At 63.2% G+C, this 15,939-nt stretch carries 14 protein-coding genes and 2 pseudogenes; 7 read left to right on the top strand and 9 right to left on the bottom strand.

Annotated features, from left to right (window positions below; translation table 11 throughout):
* Position 1: 1 nt before the first annotated feature.
* Genes ACF8E5_RS11975 through ACF8E5_RS11945 form a run of 7 tightly spaced genes read right to left on the bottom strand, consistent with a single transcriptional unit; the run spans position 2 to position 6,283 of the window.
* Positions 2-1,366: an ATP-binding protein gene (locus tag ACF8E5_RS11975; protein ID WP_392475331.1), complete on the bottom strand. Its 1,365-nt coding sequence runs from the start codon at positions 1,364-1,366 to the stop codon at positions 2-4.
* Positions 1,363-2,025, bottom strand: a complete 663-nt coding sequence (locus ACF8E5_RS11970) for a response regulator (RefSeq protein WP_058639377.1) — start codon at positions 2,023-2,025, stop codon at positions 1,363-1,365. Before ACF8E5_RS11970 ends, ACF8E5_RS11975 begins: the two co-directional genes overlap by 4 nt.
* A gap of 2 nt (positions 2,026-2,027) precedes the next feature.
* A complete protein-coding gene (locus tag ACF8E5_RS11965; RefSeq protein ID WP_392475330.1) occupies positions 2,028-2,669 on the bottom strand; it encodes a hypothetical protein in 642 nt (213 codons plus the stop codon).
* Positions 2,666-3,472: an SDR family oxidoreductase gene (locus tag ACF8E5_RS11960; RefSeq protein WP_392475329.1), complete on the bottom strand. Its 807-nt coding sequence runs from the start codon at positions 3,470-3,472 to the stop codon at positions 2,666-2,668. The genes ACF8E5_RS11965 and ACF8E5_RS11960 overlap by 4 nt, the downstream gene beginning before the upstream one ends.
* Complete coding sequence (locus ACF8E5_RS11955) at positions 3,459-4,139, bottom strand: TenA family transcriptional regulator (RefSeq protein ID WP_058639380.1); 681 nt, start codon at positions 4,137-4,139, stop codon at positions 3,459-3,461. Before ACF8E5_RS11955 ends, ACF8E5_RS11960 begins: the two co-directional genes overlap by 14 nt.
* A gap of 7 nt (positions 4,140-4,146) precedes the next feature.
* Positions 4,147-5,616, bottom strand: coding sequence for an AMP-binding protein (locus ACF8E5_RS11950; RefSeq protein WP_078478287.1), 1,470 nt, complete (start codon positions 5,614-5,616; stop codon positions 4,147-4,149).
* On the bottom strand, positions 5,606-6,283 hold the full coding sequence (locus ACF8E5_RS11945) for a thermostable hemolysin (protein ID WP_058639382.1): 678 nt from the start codon (positions 6,281-6,283) through the stop codon (positions 5,606-5,608). Before ACF8E5_RS11945 ends, ACF8E5_RS11950 begins: the two co-directional genes overlap by 11 nt.
* A 315-nt stretch (positions 6,284-6,598) precedes the next feature.
* Here ACF8E5_RS11945 and ACF8E5_RS11940 point away from each other — a divergent pair.
* From ACF8E5_RS11940 to ACF8E5_RS11930, 3 genes and pseudogenes are all read left to right on the top strand, one after another.
* Positions 6,599-7,561 (top strand): annotated as a pseudogene (locus ACF8E5_RS11940) (PAS domain-containing protein); the annotation flags it as partial.
* Positions 7,562-7,690: 129 nt separating this feature from the next.
* A pseudogene (locus ACF8E5_RS11935) lies at positions 7,691-7,879 on the top strand (methyl-accepting chemotaxis protein); the annotation flags it as partial.
* 63 nt (positions 7,880-7,942) lie between these two features.
* Positions 7,943-9,583, top strand: coding sequence for a methyl-accepting chemotaxis protein (locus ACF8E5_RS11930; protein ID WP_145257481.1), 1,641 nt, complete (start codon positions 7,943-7,945; stop codon positions 9,581-9,583).
* Between the two features lie 82 nt (positions 9,584-9,665).
* Here the strand turns inward: ACF8E5_RS11930 and ACF8E5_RS11925 are convergent, their stop codons facing one another.
* Positions 9,666-9,995: a hypothetical protein gene (locus ACF8E5_RS11925; RefSeq protein WP_078478290.1), complete on the bottom strand. Its 330-nt coding sequence runs from the start codon at positions 9,993-9,995 to the stop codon at positions 9,666-9,668.
* Positions 9,988-10,413, bottom strand: a complete 426-nt coding sequence (locus ACF8E5_RS11920) for a GFA family protein (protein WP_058639408.1) — start codon at positions 10,411-10,413, stop codon at positions 9,988-9,990. The genes ACF8E5_RS11925 and ACF8E5_RS11920 overlap by 8 nt, the downstream gene beginning before the upstream one ends.
* Positions 10,414-10,816: 403 nt before the next feature.
* Here ACF8E5_RS11920 and ACF8E5_RS11915 point away from each other — a divergent pair, with 403 nt between their 5' ends.
* From ACF8E5_RS11915 to ACF8E5_RS11900, 4 genes are read left to right on the top strand one after another with little or no spacing between them, the layout of a single operon-like run.
* The gene (locus tag ACF8E5_RS11915; RefSeq protein WP_144968065.1) at positions 10,817-11,299 is read left to right on the top strand and encodes a formate dehydrogenase subunit gamma; all 483 of its coding nucleotides are present in this window, start codon (positions 10,817-10,819) and stop codon (positions 11,297-11,299) included.
* Positions 11,293-12,852: an NADH-quinone oxidoreductase subunit NuoF gene (locus ACF8E5_RS11910; protein WP_196185754.1), complete on the top strand. Its 1,560-nt coding sequence runs from the start codon at positions 11,293-11,295 to the stop codon at positions 12,850-12,852. Before ACF8E5_RS11915 ends, ACF8E5_RS11910 begins: the two co-directional genes overlap by 7 nt.
* Complete coding sequence (fdhF, locus tag ACF8E5_RS11905; protein ID WP_392475328.1) at positions 12,849-15,719, top strand: formate dehydrogenase subunit alpha; 2,871 nt, start codon at positions 12,849-12,851, stop codon at positions 15,717-15,719. The genes ACF8E5_RS11910 and fdhF overlap by 4 nt, the downstream gene beginning before the upstream one ends.
* Positions 15,716-15,919 (top strand): formate dehydrogenase subunit delta, encoded by a 204-nt coding sequence (locus tag ACF8E5_RS11900; protein WP_058639388.1) that lies wholly within the window; start codon positions 15,716-15,718, stop codon positions 15,917-15,919. Before fdhF ends, ACF8E5_RS11900 begins: the two co-directional genes overlap by 4 nt.
* Positions 15,920-15,939: the final 20 nt, after the last annotated feature.

The following is a 15,939-nucleotide window of genomic DNA, read 5'->3' as shown; positions in this document are numbered from 1 at the left end:
CTTATTCCCTCGGTAGGAGCAGCGCAGCCTCAAGCCCACCTGCCGCCCGGTTTTTCAGGACCACCCGGCCACCCAGGTGCCCCATGATGGCTGCCACGATCGACAGCCCAAGGCCAGCGCCGTTGGGGCTGTTGCGGCTGTAGAAACGTTCGAACACCCGCGAGAGGCTCGCCTCGTCGATACCTGGCCCTTCGTCCTGCACCACCAATTCGACACGCTCATCGTTGCCCCGCAGCGAGACGGTGATGCGCCCCCCAAGGGGCGAGTGCTCGACTGCATTGGACATCAGGTTCTGCAGCGCAATGCCCAACGCGCTGGCATCGACGGCTACACGGTGCTCGCCGCCCTCTATTTCCAGGGAGGGTTCCAGGCCTTTGTCCAGTATCCAGGGGGTAAGCTCGGCCAGGATGTCAGTGACCACCTCGGCAAGGTCGACGTGCTCATGGGGGCGCTGGCCGATTCGAGGCTCCACCCGGGCCAGTGTCAGCAGTTGGTTGACCACCCGCGTCAATCGATCAACGCCGCCCATCAGGAACGTCAAGGCCTTGGTGCGTTCGGCTTCGTTGCTGGCAGCCAGTGCGTTCTGCGCATGCAGGCGCAGCACTGCCAAGGGTGTTCGCATTTCGTGAGCAGCGTCGGCAATGAAGCGATGTTCACGGCGCAGCAGGTCTTTGATCTGGGCCAGCAAGCGATTGAGGGCAGCCTGCATGGGTTCGAGCTCCGAGGGCAGCGGCACCAGTTGTAGCGGTTCGAGTGATTCGGCATGCCGCGCGCGAATGACGTCGGCCATGTTCTTCAACGGCTTGAGCCCCCAGCCGATGGCGGCCCATACCAGCACGGCAAGCGCCAGGCCGCCCACCAGAAATGGCATCAGGGTGTGACGAACGATACGGTCGATCAAGTCATAGCGCACGTCATCGCGCTCACCCACCCAGATCACCCAGCCTTTGTCGGGCACCGGTAGCACGAAACCGCGCCATTGCTCGTCGTCGCTGGTGAAATCGTAAAACCCAGGCCGCATGGGCCGCGGATCCAGGCGAGGTGCGCTGGGCGTTTGCACCATCAGTGCGGCGTTTTCGTCCCAGACCTGGAAGGCCAGCTTGCTCTCGTAGGGATGCCCCACCCGGTGTCGGCCCGCCTGGGCCAGCGCGGTGTTGAAGGCACGGTACAGCTCGTCACGCGCGCCGCCTTGAACCGGCATGCTCATTACCCCCTGCAGCAGGCGTGCGTTCTGGGCAAGGTGCGCGTCGTACACTTCGTTAATTTCATGGCGGCTGTCATGGTAGTTGTACAACGCCAGCAAGCCGGTGCCGATCAGCAGCAAGAGCATGACGCGCCACAGCGTGCGCTGGCGTAGCGACCTCATACCTTGGCCTCGACCAGGTAGCCGATGCCGCGCACAGTGCGTATCAGGCCATTGAACAGTTTCTTGCGCAGTTGGTAGATGTTCACTTCCAGGGTGTTGCTTTCCGGCTCCTCGTCCCAGCCATAGAGCAACTGCGTCAGGCGTTCGCGGGTGAAGACCTTGCCGGGCTGGGCGAGTAGCTCATGCAGCAGTCGGTACTCCTTGGGCGTCAGCACCACTTCGGCACCCTTGAAATGCACCTGCTGGGTTGCCGGGTCCAAGCTGACACCACCGTGCTCGATCAGCACCGTGGCCCGGCCAGCGCTGCGGCGCAGCAGGGCACGCAGGCGTGCCTTGAGTTCGTTGAGGTCGAAGGGTTTGACCAGATAGTCATCCGCCCCGGCATCAAGCCCCGCGATGCGGTCCTCCAGGGCATCGCGTGCGGTGAGAATCAGCACCGGCAGGCTGTTGCCTCCTGCTCGAAGCCGGCGCAGCAATTCGATACCGTCCAGGCGTGGGAGGCCCAGGTCCAGTATCAACACGTCGAATGCTTCATGCTGCAGGGCGTGCAAGCCGCTGACGCCGTCCTGCAACCAGTCAAGGGTGTAGCCCTCCTGGCGCAAACCATCGCAGATGCCTTCACCCAACGCGCTATCGTCCTCAACCAGCAGCAGGCGCATGTTTAGTCCTGTTTGTCCTTGATGGTGTCGAGTAAAGCATTGATATCGGCACGTCGGCCCTCATCGGCCAATTCTCGGCCGGGTCTGGGCGGCGCCTGCAAGGCCTTGCGCAGCGCAACTCTGGCCTCACTGTAGCGTTTCTGACGCACCAGATGATCGCCCCAGAAGTAGTTGCTGTCGATGCCTGCGGGGTTGATTTTCAAGGCCTGCCTGAGCAGCGTGTCGGCTTTGTCGTCATCCCCGAAGCCAACGGGCCAGCCTGGAACCTGGTCATACAAAGTGCCCAGGCTGGTGTAGGCCGAGCCTTGCAGGGCTTGAGGGTCGAGGGTGATGGCCTTTTCCAGGCTGGCCTTGGCGGCCTTGACCTTGCCAAGCGCACTCAGCCCACCGGTCGCGCCAGCCCAACTGCTGTTGATGATGCCGTCCCAGATCAGAGGCTCCGGGGCATTGGGGTTCTGGCGGACGAAAACGGCCGCCTCGTTCGCCAGCTTCTCGAACGCGCCTGCGCGTTGATCCTTGGGCAATTGATATTGGATATGCGCCCATTGCTGCTGCAAGTCGTACAGGTGTTGGGCCCCTGTCTGATCAAGCGCCCAGCCAAGCGGGGTAAATGCCAGCAAGCTGGCCAATACGATAGGCTTCATTTGCTCGGTTCCTTCATGGGGCTGCCGATATGGCGCCGAATCAATGGCAGTTGTTTACGCAAGGCTCGATCCACCAGCCCTGGCAGGATGCTGTTCAGGCGCACGAACATTTTCTCCGGCCAGCCCAGGTAGAGCTCGCTGCGCTCGGACTGGACCGCCTGGAGTACAGCCCGTGCAACGTAGACCGGGTCGTCCATGCCTACTTTCAGCGCCTGGTTGAGGGCGGTAGCGGCGCTGCTGTTCATGCTGGTGCGGGTTGCGCGCGGCGCGACGTACAGCACGTTGACCGGGGTGTCGGCCAATTCACGGCGCAGTGCTTCACAGAACCCGCGCAGCGCGAACTTGCTGGCGCAGTAGCTGGCATAGCCGGGGTAGCCGATCGAGCCATACGTCGAGCCGACGTTGACGATTAGCGCCTTGGACTGCTCGCGCAGAAGTGGCAAGCAAGCCCGGGTCAGTTGCAAAGGTGCCTTCAGGTTGATGTCCAGCAGCTCATCGAGGGCCTGTTCGTCTAGCTGTTCGAGCAAGGCGAAGCGATTGACCCCGGCAGCGTTGATCAGCACATTGAAGCCGCTCAGTTCGCGCGCGCGCGACACGACCTGTGCTCGGCCTTCCTGTGTACGCAAGTCCGCCGATTGCCAGCGCAGGCTGCCTGGGTAGCGGTTCATCAGGCTTGCCAGTTTGCCCATGTGCCGACTGACGGCCAGGACCTGCGCGCCGGCATGGCACAGCTGCTCGGCCAGCTCAAGGCCAATCCCGCCGCTGGCGCCGGTGAGCACCACGACCGACTCATGCAACCGCATGGCGCACCTCTGGCTGGTCCGCGCGGGGCAGCCCCTGGAACATCTCGGTGTACAGGCGGTAGACCATCTTGGCTGCCTGGATGACCGCCTGCTGGTCTTCGGCGTTGTCCAGGCGGTCCATCAACTGCCTGTAGGTCACCATATGGTCCTGGTCGAGCGCGCCGTGGGACTTGAGGTAGCTCATGGCCCGGTCTGGCAGCGACAGGCTCTGTGCTATGGCGCCGGCGGCCTGTGTGGCCAAGGCAATGCTGGTGCCTTCCAGGACGTTGACCATACCGAATAGCCCTACCGGATTGCCCCGTGCGATCAAGTCGTAAAGATAGGCGACCATGAGCTCGATCGACGGTGCGGGTCGGCCGTCGCGTACCGCTTCCCAGTCGCCCCCACAGGCCTCGATGTCGTTGAGGATCCACTGCTCATGGCCGTACTCTTCCTCGATGTACTCGCACACTGCACCGCGCAGCCATTCGAGCCGGGCAGGCAGGCGCGCCCCGCATGCCATCATCAGCGGGACAGTGTGGCGCACGTGGTAATAGGCCTGGGTGAGAAATGCGATGTAGCTATCGAGACTGACCTGTCCAGCCATGGCCTCGCGGATCACCGGCACGCCGAACAACGCCTGGCGCTCGTGGGTGGTTTGCAGTTGCAACGTTTCAAAGAAGGACATGGTCAGCTCACTCCTGGGGTATGCAGATCAGGGATTGATAGCGTTCAAGAATTGCCTCGCGCCGAGGGCGGCCGTTGGCTGTCAGGGTTTGATCGGTGAGGCTCAGCGGCGCCGTCAGGCGTCGCCAGTGGTGGGCACGTGCGTAGTCGGGCAGCCGTGCATTGCACTGGCTCACCACTTGATCGATCTGGTCGTCGCTCAGGCTTGGGTCCATCGGCCAGATCAACGCCACATTGCTGGGCAGGCTCTCGCCATGTACGAATGCTTGGGCGATGATGCCGCTCTGGGTAAGTTCGGCCTCTACCCATTCAGGGCTGACGTTTCGACCGAAACTGGTGATGAATTGGTGCTTCTTGCGCCCATCGAGGTACAGGAAACCATCGTCATCCAAATGGCCCAGATCCCCGGTGGCCCACCATGGACCGTGGAAAAGCGCGGTATCGAGGTAGCCCAGCAGCGTGCAACCGGCCACCAGCACCTCGCCATCTTCCGCGATGCGCACCTGCACATGGGGTAGCGGCTTGCCCACACTGCCCCGGCGTACGCTGCCCGGACGGTTGAGGGCGACCACCGAGGCGCATTCAGACAGCCCATAGCCCTCGTACACCGCAAGCCCGACAGCCTCGGCGCGAGCCAGCAAGCTGGGCGACACCCGAGCGCCGCCTACGGCGACGAACCTCAACTGCTCAGCTGACATCGCCCCTTGTTCAACAGCAGTGACCAGCCCTAGCAGCAACTGCGGCACAAGGATCAGGCTCTGGGCCTGACTCTGGACGATTGCACCCACCAGTCGCTTGAAGTCCACCTGGGTGGCGCCACTGATCCCCAGTTGCTGTTGACTGAGCAGGTGCACGCAGGCTCCGGCGATCAGCGCGGCATACACGCCCAGGTTTTCCAGCAGAACGCCCAGTGGCAGCACCGCCAGGTGATGCTCGGGTGCGCTGGCTCGGCTAGCTGCCTCAAGCTCACGGGCCACGCCAAGCAATGCCTCGGCACTCAGGCAGACACCTTTCGGGGATCCCGTACTGCCGGAGGTGTAGGTGATTTTTGCCGTTTCCGGCGCAATGGCCACCCCTGCGAGCGACTTGCATAGCCAGAACCCCGGCCGAGCCTGTGGCACGTAGCCCAGCTCGACAAGACGTGAGTCCCACCCGGTTTCGCTCAGCACCAGGGTGACGCCGCTTTGGCTGAGACAGTGGGACATTTGAGCGCAGGTGAAAAACGGGGGAATGATCACGCATGGGCGTTCGGCGAACAGCGCTGCAAGGTCCCACAGCAACAGTTGCGGGCCATTGTCCAAGGCCAGTGCGAATGCACCCTGAGGTTGGCTCCCAAGCCAGGCGGCACGTACCTCGACCGCCTCGAACAAGGCGCGATAGGTCAGGTGCTGGTCGGCACCTTGCACGGCGATGGCGTCAGGCTGACGTAGGGCGTGTTCCTTCAGCAAGGCCTTGAAGCGGTTCAGTTCATGCCGCATGACCGGATTCCTCTCTCAGGACCGGCAAGCCAAGGCGCTGAAAGACGCCTGTGCGCGTCAAGGCATCGAAGCCGTAACGGATATTTCCGGCAAACACCTGAGGGCAATGGCTGTAGTAGGTGCCCCATTTTTCAGCCTGGTCCTCAAGGCGAGCAGGATCGGCTGGCGCCAGGACGACGGGCATCAGCCCCAGTCGCTGGAAGCTGTTGATCAGCGTCGCCGCGCCGGTGAACGCGACCCAGTGCAGGCCGCGTGAGGCCAGCAACCACGTGACCGCAGCGATCATCAGGCGCGCGCTGCCGGCGCTGAGCGAGGCCAGGTTGCCCACCTCGACCATGCAACTGCGCGGCAGGGTTGTCCCGACCACACGGGACACGGCGTCTTCCAGAGGCATGTCGAGGTAGCGCTCCAGAAACAGGGACCCGTCATCGGCTGGGCGAATGCCCGCGGCGGCTGTCAACCGGCCTTGGCTGTCGTGAAACGCCAGTAACTGCGGCAGGAAATGCTGAATATCGGCCTGATGGCTCAACGCAAAGCACTGATGGATGAACCGCTCGAGTGGCATTCGTCCCGGGTCGTCTTGCAGGTGTAGCGACAATGTTGCCTGACGATCGGCCTGGTTGCCGATGGCCAATGGAAGCAGATGGCTCCAGTCACGGTGGGTCATGAAACGTCTCCCAACAGGTTCGATGGGGGACAGTGTCGGGGGCTTATCTGAAGGGAATCTGAAGTCAGGAGTTACAGTTTCATTTCAAGGAGTGCCAGTAGGATCTTCTTTCGTGCTGTTGGGCGAGGGACGTGCCCGTACCCTTCCATAACTGATATCGTAATGATGTCATTGTCGCGCAACCTTTGTCGTTGTGCCGCTGTCGTAGTTCGCACTACCGGTCAGGCAGCAGGGGTCGCATCCTGCGATGGCCATGCGTGAGCCGGTAACGAAGCCAGGGATTGGTCTTTTTTGTCTTCCTCCGAGTACCGACCCATGCTTCATCTTTTTCGTAACCGCGGCGAGCGCCAGGCGCTCACGCAGCTGGCTGCCTCCCTCCCGCAAACACACACCGACGGTGGCCGCACTGCCGCCAGTTGGACAGACGTGCAACGTGAATGGACCTCGCGTGAGTTGCATGCCACTGAGCGTGAAAGCCGTATAGCCGAGCTTGAGCGCGAGCTGGAAAACGCCCGGTTGATGCTGGCCGAGGCCGACGCCAATGCGCGGGCCTCGGAAACCCGATTCGACCTGGTCAATCGTGCATCTAGCGAAGGCTTGTGGGACATGGAAGTGGTGGCTGGTGACCCGGTCAACCCGCGCAACCGCTTCTGGTGGTCGCAGCAATTTCGCGAAATGCTGGGGTTTCGCGACGAGCGCGATTTTCCCAATGTCCTGGCCAGCTGGGCTGACCGCCTACACCCGGAAGACAAGGCCGCCACCCTGGACGCCTTCGCTCGCCACCTGAACGACAAATCAGGCATGACCCCCTACCGGGTGCGCAACCGTCTGGCCATGAAAGACGGCAGCTACCGCTGGTTCTTCGCCCAGGGTGAAACCCTGCGCGATGCACGGGGCGTGCCTTTGCGCGTTGCCGGCGCCTTGCGCGACATCCACGACGAGTTGCAGCGCGAACATGAGCACGACGTGATCATCACCCGTTTCGAACTGGCGCGGGAAATGCTCTCGGACGGGCTGTGGGACATGGAAGTGATCGCCGGTGACCCCGTCAATCCCAAGAACCCCTTCTGGTGGTCGCCGCAGTTCCGCCGTTTGCTGGGCTTCGAAACCGTCGAAGAATTCCCGGACGTGTTGGACAGCTGGGCCTCACGCCTGCACCCGGAGGACAAGGCCTACAGCCTGGAAGCCTTCCAGGCGCACCTGAACGACCGTACGGGCAAGACGCCGTTCGACATCGAGTACCGATTGAAAATGAAAAGCGGGGAGTACCGCTGGTTCCGCGCCCGTGGCCAGACCAAACGCGATTCCTACGGCGCGCCGTTACGTGTGGTCGGGGCATTGGTGGACGTTGATCTGGAGCACCAGCAGTCTGCCATGCGTGAGACGGAAGCAGCCCACCAGCGCACCCTGGAATCCAACATCACCAAGCTTACCCAGATCGTCGGCACCATTCAGAGCATTGCCAGCCAGACCAACCTGCTGGCGCTCAATGCCGCTATCGAGGCAGCACGTGCCGGGGAGGCGGGCAGGGGGTTTGCGGTGGTGGCCGATGAAGTACGCAAGTTGGCCACGCGCACGACGGAGGCTACCGAGCAGGCGGCCGACATGATGCGCGGCTGACAGCTGGTTTTTCTCTCACTTCGTTCCAGGGTTTAACTCATGAATTGGTTCTACGATGCCAGGTTGTCGGTCAAGCTGTACCTCGCTTTCGCGCTGTGCGCGCTGATCACCTTGAGTGTAGGAGTTGTCGGTAGCCAAGGAATCGGCTCGCTTTCGTCTAGTTTGCAAAGTGTATTTGCCAACAATCTCGTGTCGGTGGCCCAGGTTGCAGAGGCGCGTTCCAGTGCCATTGCCCAGAGCCAGGACCTTTACCGGCTTGTAGCGGCTACCGCAATCAATGCGCCCGAAGCTGAACGCGCTGCCATTCTTGCGTCCATGAAAGAAAACCGGCAGAGCAGCGAGCAGGCATTCGCGATCTATCGAGCAACGCCGTTGTCCGACGATGAACGCCTTGCCGGCGATCGCATGGAAAAAGACTGGCCAGCCTACCAGGCCATCATGGATCGGACGGTAGCCACCATCGCACGAGGTGACTTGGCCGAAGCCAGGCAATTGATGGCCGGCGAATTGCACCAGGCATTTCGTACCGTGCTCGACGACTTGACCACCATGGTCGAGTCCAATAACCGGCAGATCGATGAAGGTGCGCGAGCTGCAAAACACAACGAGGCGGCGGCCAAGTTCAACCTGTACTTGGGTATCGGTGCGGCGTTCGTAGCCGCCATTTTGCTGGGTATGTTCATCAGCCGGGTCATCAGCAAACCGATCGCGCTGGCGGTGAATACGGCCGAGCGCATCGCAGGCGGCGACCTGAGCAAACCCGTGGCGACAGGTCACGCCGACGAGACCGGCCAACTGCTAAACGCCCTGGGGGTCATGCAGCAAGGCCTCAAGCGCACCCTGGAGCAAATCGCCAACGCAGCGGATCAGCTCGCCTCTGCGGCCGAAGAGCTCAACGCCGTCACCGATGAAAGCACCCGCGGGCTCACGCGCCAGAATGATGAAATTCAGCTGGCCGCCACGGCCGTCACGCAAATGAGTGCGGCGGTCGAGGAAGTGGCACGCAACGCCACCTCCACCTCCGAAGCCTCCCGGCAGACGTCCGCGGAAGCGGCCAGTGGCCGTGACCAGGCGCGCGAAGCCGTGCAGGCCATAACCAGCGTGAACAGCGAAATCGGACAGTCCACGGTTATCGTTGGGGAGTTGGCCGGTAGCGTGCGCGACATCGCCAAGGTGGTCGATGTGATCCGCGGCATTGCCGAACAGACCAATCTGCTGGCGCTCAACGCGGCCATCGAGGCGGCGCGGGCTGGCGAGCAGGGTCGAGGTTTTGCGGTGGTGGCAGACGAAGTGCGGGCATTGGCGGCGCGTACCCAGGCCTCAACGGGCGAGATCGAAGCCATGATCACAGGCGTTCAGGCCCGTGCCGACGATGCAGTCAAGGCCATGGGCAACAGCCGAAACCTGGCCGACAGCACCCAGGCCTTGGCCCAGGCGACCGGGGAATCGCTGGAGCGGATCGCCCGGAACATCGCCCAGATCAACGACCGCAACCTGCTGATCGCCACGGCGTCCGAAGAGCAGGCCAATGTGGCCCGCGAGGTGGACCGCAACCTGATCAACATCCAGGACCTGTCGACCCAGACCTCGGCCGGTGCGCATCAAACCAGCGCATCCAGCCAGGAGCTGTCCCGCCTAGCCATCTCGTTCAACGACATGGTCAGCACCTTCAAGCTCTGAACAGGGCGTAGACGATCTGTAGCGTGTCATGCCCCGCCCACTGCAGTGGTGCACTTACCTGCGGAGGGCGGCGCGAGGGCTTTCAGTCGACGCGCACGAAGACGTTCTTGGCCATGTCGCTACCGCCGACGGCCTCCAGGCGCTTGCCGCCGTCGAGCACGCGTACGTTGATCAGCGCCATGCCATCTTTGTTGCGCGCGGTGACCACGTCATCCTTGCGCTCCCATTCATCCACCTTCAACTTGTTGCCGTTGGTGATGATGGAGTCCTTGGAAAACTCCCAGGTCTGTTTCGGGCTCTGGATACCCATCACGGTTGTGGTTTGCTCGTAGGTGCCTTCTAGGGCGTCGTTGCCACAACCGGCGATGACGAAAAACGGCAGGGCGGCGAGGGCGAGTTTGAGTTTACGCATTGAGCTTCCTTTTCAGTGAGTCAATCTCGTTCGACAGGGTTGATGGCAGGTGCCAGGGCGCCGCGGCGTCGAGATGCAGGTGGGTATCACGTGTGGGTACGAAGGGGGTATCGAGCGTGCCAAGGGCGATTGAGATCCAATCGGCGTATTGGCCTGCATTGCGTGACCAGAACAGGCTCGAGCCGCAGGCTGCACAGAATTGCCGTAGGACCGTGGGGGACGAGGCATAGGCCGCAAGCTGGTCAGCGCCGCGCAGCATGCGCAGCGCCTCACGCGGCACACTGCCGTATGAGGCATAGGCAGCGCCGTGGCCTTTACGGCACTGGCTGCAATGACAGTGGCTCACGGCCTTGGGCGGGCCGAGCAGTTCATAACCGATTGCCGCGCAAAGGCAGCTTCCCTGGTATGTGCTAGACAAACGCGATTCCATGCGTAGGAAAAGGCGCCAGCTTAAACGTAGCGCCAAGGGGAGTCGAGCCGGTTCTGGCCACACGTGTCGGTGGCAGATGCCTGGGAAGCGGTTTTCGCACGTCCTTGACCGTCAGGGTGCACAAGCGCGTGCTGGCGAGCCCGAAGCTCGATCAGCCCGTAAAGCCGTGGGACGTCGGTTTCAGAATGCGGCTGGTCGTTCGCGCGCAACCTTCCGGTGCAGCAAGTGCCATGCTTGCAGGATGCCATTGGACCCGCGCGCAGACGCATGGACGATGGCAAGGAGGCCGCCTGCTCCACGCAACCGTGACGTGGCTGGCGCGCCGCAGCAGAACACGCCGGAACCCGCCAGTACAACAACAGGGGCGGGCCGTGATGCCGAGGTCCGCTGTATGCCTGATCAAATGCTCCACCTGCCCGCTGTCCAACGTATCGTGGCCGATCACCAAGAAACGCCTGGTGCGCTGCTACCGATACTGCACGCCATCCAGCATGCTGTCGGCTACATTCCCGATGCCGCCGTCGGCGAGGTCGCCCACGCACTCAACCTGAGCCGGGCCGAGGTCCAGGGCGTCATCAGCTTCTATCATGATTTCCGCACTGCCGCGCCAGCCCGGCACACCCTGCGCCTGTGCCGGGCCGAGTCGTGCCAGAGCCGTGGCGCCGAGGCCCTGGCCGCGCAGCTGCGCGAGCAATTGGCGCTCGATGACCATGGCACCAGCGCCGACGGTGCCATCAGCCTGCGCCCGGTCTATTGCCTGGGCGCCTGTGCCTGTTCGCCAGCCCTTGAACTGGACGGTCAGGTGCACGCCCGGCTCACGCCTGAGCGGCTACGCGAGTTGGTCAAGGGTTGCCAGGAGGGCGCCACATGCTGAAGGTCCATGTCCCCCGCGATTCGGTGGCCCGAGCCGTCGGCGCAGACCAGGTGGTCGAGGCGTTGCAGCGCGAGGCCGAGCGGCGCAATGTGCAGCTGGACATTCGGCGCACCAGTTCCCGTGGCCTCTATTGGCTCGAGCCGCTGCTCGAGTGCGACAGCGAGCAGGGCCGCCAGGGTTTCGGGCCGGTGACGCCGCAGGATGTACCCGGCCTGCTGGACGCCATGATCGGTTCGCAGGCAAACCATCCGCTGGCGGTGGGGCCTGTGGAAGACATGCCTTACCTCAAGACCCAGCAGCGCCTGCTGTTCGCGCGTGCTGGCATTACCCGCCCCTTGTCCTTGGATGATTACCGCGCCCATGGCGGCTTTGCCGGCTTGGAAGCGGCCGTTGCCATGGACGGCGCCGAGGTGGTGGCTGCCGTGCTCGATTCCGGCCTGCGTGGTCGTGGCGGGGCTGCGTTTCCTGCCGGCATCAAGTGGCGCACCGTGCGCGACGCCAAGCCTGCCCAGAAGTACGTGGTATGCAACGCCGACGAAGGCGACTCCGGCACCTTCGCCGACCGCATGTTGATGGAAGGCGACCCGTACCTGTTGATCGAGGGCATGATCATCGCTGGCCTGGCGGTGGGTGCCGACAAGGGCTACATCTATGTGCGCTCGGAGTACCCGGACGCCATCGCCACACTCGACCAGGCATTTGTCATCGCACGCCAGGCAGGCTACCTGGGTACCAATGTGGCCGGTAGCGGCAAGGCGTTCGACCTCGAAGTGCGCGTGGGCGCAGGCGCCTACATTTGCGGTGAAGAAACCGCGCTGCTCGAATCCATCGAAGGCAAGCGCGGCATCGTTCGCGCCAAGCCGCCGCTCCCGGCGCTGGAAGGCCTGTTCGGCCTGCCGACCTTGGTGCACAACGTGCTGACCCTGGCCTCGGTGCCTGTCATCCTGGCCAAGGGAGCACCGTTCTACCGCGATTTCGGCATGGGCCGCTCGCTGGGCACCATGCCGTTCCAGCTGGCCGGCAATGTTCGCCACGGCGGCCTGGTGGAGCGCGCCTTCGGCTTGACACTGCGTGAACTGGTGGAGGGCTACGGCGGCGGCACGGCCAGTGGCCGGCCGCTGAAGGCCGCCCAGGTGGGTGGGCCGTTGGGCGCCTGGGTACCCCCCAGCCATTTCGACACGCCGCTGGACTACGAGGCCTTCGCGGCCGTGGGCGCCATGCTCGGCCACGGCGGTGTGGTGGTGGCCGACGACACCTTGAACATGGCCAGCATGGCCCGCTTCGCCTTGCAGTTCTGTGCCGAGGAGTCCTGCGGCAAGTGCACCCCGTGCCGTATCGGCTCGACCCGTGGCATGGAAGTGGTGGACCGGCTGATTGCCAGCGATGACATCACCGAGCGCCATGACCAGGCACTGCTGCTTCGCGATTTGTGCGACACCATGCAATACGGCTCGCTGTGTGCCATGGGCGGTATGACCGCTTACCCGGTCGCCAGCGCCCTCAAGTATTTCCCTGCCGATTTCGGGCTGACCCAAGCGGAGGCCGCGCAATGATCCATATCTTCGATCCGCAAACCGACCTGGGCACGCCAGCCCGTGACAGCGAAGTGCAGGTCAGCCTGAACATCGACGGCCGCGCGATCAGCGTTCCTGCTGGCACGTCGGTGATGCGTGCAGCCGCCATGCTTGGCACGACCATTCCAAAGCTGTGCGCCACCGATAGCCTCGAAGCCTTCGGCTCCTGCCGCATGTGCATGGTGGAAATCGAGGGCATGCGCGGTTACCCGGCCTCCTGCACCACGCCGGTCACCGAAGGCATGGTCGTGCGCACCGAAACGCCGCGCCTGGCGGGCTTGCGCCGTAACGTGATGGAACTGTACATCTCCGATCACCCCCTCGATTGCCTGACCTGTTCGGCCAACGGCAACTGTGAACTGCAGACCGTGGCCGGGCAGGTGGGGCTGCGCGAGGTGCGCTACGGCTATGACGGTGCCAACCATCTGGCCGAAAAGAAGGACAGTTCCAACCCGTACTTCGACTACGAGCCCAGCAAGTGCATCGTCTGCAGCCGATGCGTGCGTGCCTGCGAAGACATCCAGGGCACCTTTGCCCTGACCATCACCGGACGTGGCTTCGAATCCCGGGTGGCGGCGGCAGGCGGCGATAATTTCCTGACGTCCGAGTGCGTGTCGTGCGGCGCCTGCGTGCAGGCCTGTCCGACCGCGACGCTGACCGAGAAAAGCCTGGTGCAACTGGGCCAGCCGGAACGTGCGGTGATCACCACTTGCGCCTATTGCGGGGTTGGCTGCTCGTTCCGTGCCGAAATGAAGGGCGACCAACTGGTGCGCATGGTCCCGGACAAGAACGGCGGGGCCAACCACGGCCATGCCTGTGTCAAGGGCCGTTTCGCCTGGGGCTACGCCACGCACCCGGACCGCATCACCAAACCCATGATTCGCAAGCGCCTGGAAGATCCGTGGCAGGAAGTGAGCTGGGACGAGGCGGTGGCCTACGCCGCCAGCGAGTTGCGCCGCATCCAGCTCAAGTATGGTCGGGAATCCATTGGCGGTATCACCTCCAGCCGCTGCACCAACGAAGAGGCCTACCTGGTTCAGAAGCTGGTGCGCACGGCCTTCGGCAACAACAACGTCGACACCTGCGCGCGTGTCTGCCATTCCCCCACCGGCTACGGCTTGAAACAGACGCTGGGCGAGTCGGCCGGTACCCAGAGCTTCGATTCGGTGATGAAGGCCGATGTGGTGCTGGTTATCGGCGCCAACCCGACCGATGCGCACCCGGTGTTCGGTTCACAGCTCAAGCGCCGTCTGCGCGAAGGCGCTCGCCTGATCGTGATCGACCCTCGCCGCATCGACCTGGTGGATTCGCCCCATGCCCGGGCCGAGCTGCACCTGCAACTTCGTCCCGGCACCAACGTGGCCATGCTCAACGCCCTGGCCCATGTGATCGTGACCGAGGGGCTACTGGCCCAGAACTTCATCGACGAGCGCTGCGAAACCGCAGAATTCGCCCGCTGGCGCGACTTCGTCAGCCTGCCGGAAAATGCCCCCGAAGTGCTGGGCCAAGTGTGTGGCGTTGCAGCGCAGCAGATTCGCGCCGCGGCCCGGTTGTATGCCACCGGCGGCAACGCGGCCATCTACTATGGCTTGGGCGTGACCGAGCACAGCCAAGGCAGCACCGCTGTAATGGGCATTGCCAACCTGGCCATGGCCACCGGCAACATTGGCCGTGAAGGGGTAGGGGTCAACCCGCTGCGTGGGCAGAACAACGTCCAGGGTTCCTGTGACATGGGCTCGTTCCCTCACGAGCTGCCGGGTTACCGGCACATTTCCAACGAAGGTGTACGGGCCGAGTTCGAGCAGGCCTGGGGTGTGACGCTGCACCCTGATCCGGGCCTGCGCATCCCCAACATGTTCGAAGCGGCCCTTGATGGCAGCTTCAAGGCGTTGTACTGCCAAGGCGAGGATATCGCCCAGAGCGATCCGAACACCCAGCACGTTACCGCCGCCCTGCTGGCCATGGAGTGCGTGGTGGTGCAGGACATTTTCCTCAACGAAACCGCCAAGTTCGCCCATGTGTTCCTGCCGGGTAGCTCGTTCCTGGAAAAGGACGGCACGTTCACCAACGCCGAGCGCCGTATCTCGCGGGTTCGCAAGGTCATGGAGCCACTGGCGGGCAAGGCCGACTGGGAAGCGACCGTGGCATTGGCCAATGCGCTGGGCTACCCGATGAATTACCGTCACCCCTCCGAGATCATGGATGAGATCGCCCGCTTGACGCCGACCTTCCGCCGGGTGAGCTACGCCGAGATCGAGCGTCACGGCAGCCTGCAGTGGCCGTGCAACGATGCAGCGCCCGATGGCACGCCCACTATGCACATCGATCAGTTCGTCAGGGGCAAGGGGCGGTTCATGCTGACCGGGTACGTACCGACCGACGAGAAGGTCAACAGCCGCTATCCGCTGCTGCTGACCACCGGGCGCATTCTCAGCCAGTACAACGTCGGTGCCCAGACCCGGCGCACGGGCAACGTCGCCTGGCACGATGCCGATCGCCTCGAGATCCATCCGACCGATGCCGAAAGCCGTGGCATCCAGGACGGTGACTGGGTCGGTATCGGCAGCCGTGCCGGGCAGACCGTGCTGCGCGCCAAGGTCAGCAGCCGCGTGGCGCCAGGCGTCGTTTACACCACCTTCCACTTCCCGGAGTCGGGCGCGAACGTGATCACCACCGACAATTCCGACTGGGCGACCAACTGCCCCGAATACAAGGTAACGGCAGTGGAGGTGGTCAAAGTGTTCCAGCCGTCTGAGTGGCAAAAGCGTTACCAGGATTTCAGCGACGAACAGCGTCGGCTGTTGCAGGAGCGCCGATCCGCCGAGAAAGCCGAGGTGCGCCAATGAGCCAGGACAGCTTGGTGAAAATGGCCAACCAGATTGCCCATTACTTCGACAGCGAGCCGAATCGGGACCTGGCTGTGCAGGGCGTTCGCCAGCATCTACACAACTTCTGGACGCCGGCCATGCGCCGGCAGCTGGGAGAATGGATCGAGGCCAATGCGGGGGAGGGGTTGGATCCTAAGGTTAAGGAGGCGTTGGGTTAGAAGGTGTTAGCTGTCATCTA

It is taken from the genome of Pseudomonas sp. WSY_20 (assembly GCF_043104335.1).
Lineage (GTDB): Bacteria > Pseudomonadota > Gammaproteobacteria > Pseudomonadales > Pseudomonadaceae > Aquipseudomonas > Aquipseudomonas parafulva_B.
This window is presented reverse-complemented; position numbering and strand designations above follow the sequence as displayed.

Excerpts from the sequence above, each read along its gene's own strand:
- ACF8E5_RS11915 (WP_144968065.1), top strand. The coding sequence starts at position 10,817 with ATGCCTGATCAAATGCTCCACCTGCCCGCTGTCCAACGTATCGTGGCC.
- ACF8E5_RS11955 (WP_058639380.1), bottom strand. The coding sequence starts at position 4,139 with ATGTCCTTCTTTGAAACGTTGCAACTGCAAACCACCCACGAGCGCCAG.
- ACF8E5_RS11960 (WP_392475329.1), bottom strand. The coding sequence starts at position 3,472 with ATGCGGTTGCATGAGTCGGTCGTGGTGCTCACCGGCGCCAGCGGCGGG.
- fdhF (WP_392475328.1), top strand. The coding sequence starts at position 12,849 with ATGATCCATATCTTCGATCCGCAAACCGACCTGGGCACGCCAGCCCGT.
- ACF8E5_RS11925 (WP_078478290.1), bottom strand. The coding sequence starts at position 9,995 with ATGCGTAAACTCAAACTCGCCCTCGCCGCCCTGCCGTTTTTCGTCATC.
- ACF8E5_RS11950 (WP_078478287.1), bottom strand. The coding sequence starts at position 5,616 with ATGCGGCATGAACTGAACCGCTTCAAGGCCTTGCTGAAGGAACACGCC.
- ACF8E5_RS11970 (WP_058639377.1), bottom strand. The coding sequence starts at position 2,025 with ATGCGCCTGCTGCTGGTTGAGGACGATAGCGCGTTGGGTGAAGGCATC.
- ACF8E5_RS11975 (WP_392475331.1), bottom strand. The coding sequence starts at position 1,366 with ATGAGGTCGCTACGCCAGCGCACGCTGTGGCGCGTCATGCTCTTGCTG.
- ACF8E5_RS11945 (WP_058639382.1), bottom strand. The coding sequence starts at position 6,283 with ATGACCCACCGTGACTGGAGCCATCTGCTTCCATTGGCCATCGGCAAC.
- ACF8E5_RS11910 (WP_196185754.1), top strand. The coding sequence starts at position 11,293 with ATGCTGAAGGTCCATGTCCCCCGCGATTCGGTGGCCCGAGCCGTCGGC.
- ACF8E5_RS11900 (WP_058639388.1), top strand. The coding sequence starts at position 15,716 with ATGAGCCAGGACAGCTTGGTGAAAATGGCCAACCAGATTGCCCATTAC.
- ACF8E5_RS11965 (WP_392475330.1), bottom strand. The coding sequence starts at position 2,669 with ATGAAGCCTATCGTATTGGCCAGCTTGCTGGCATTTACCCCGCTTGGC.
- ACF8E5_RS11930 (WP_145257481.1), top strand. The coding sequence starts at position 7,943 with ATGAATTGGTTCTACGATGCCAGGTTGTCGGTCAAGCTGTACCTCGCT.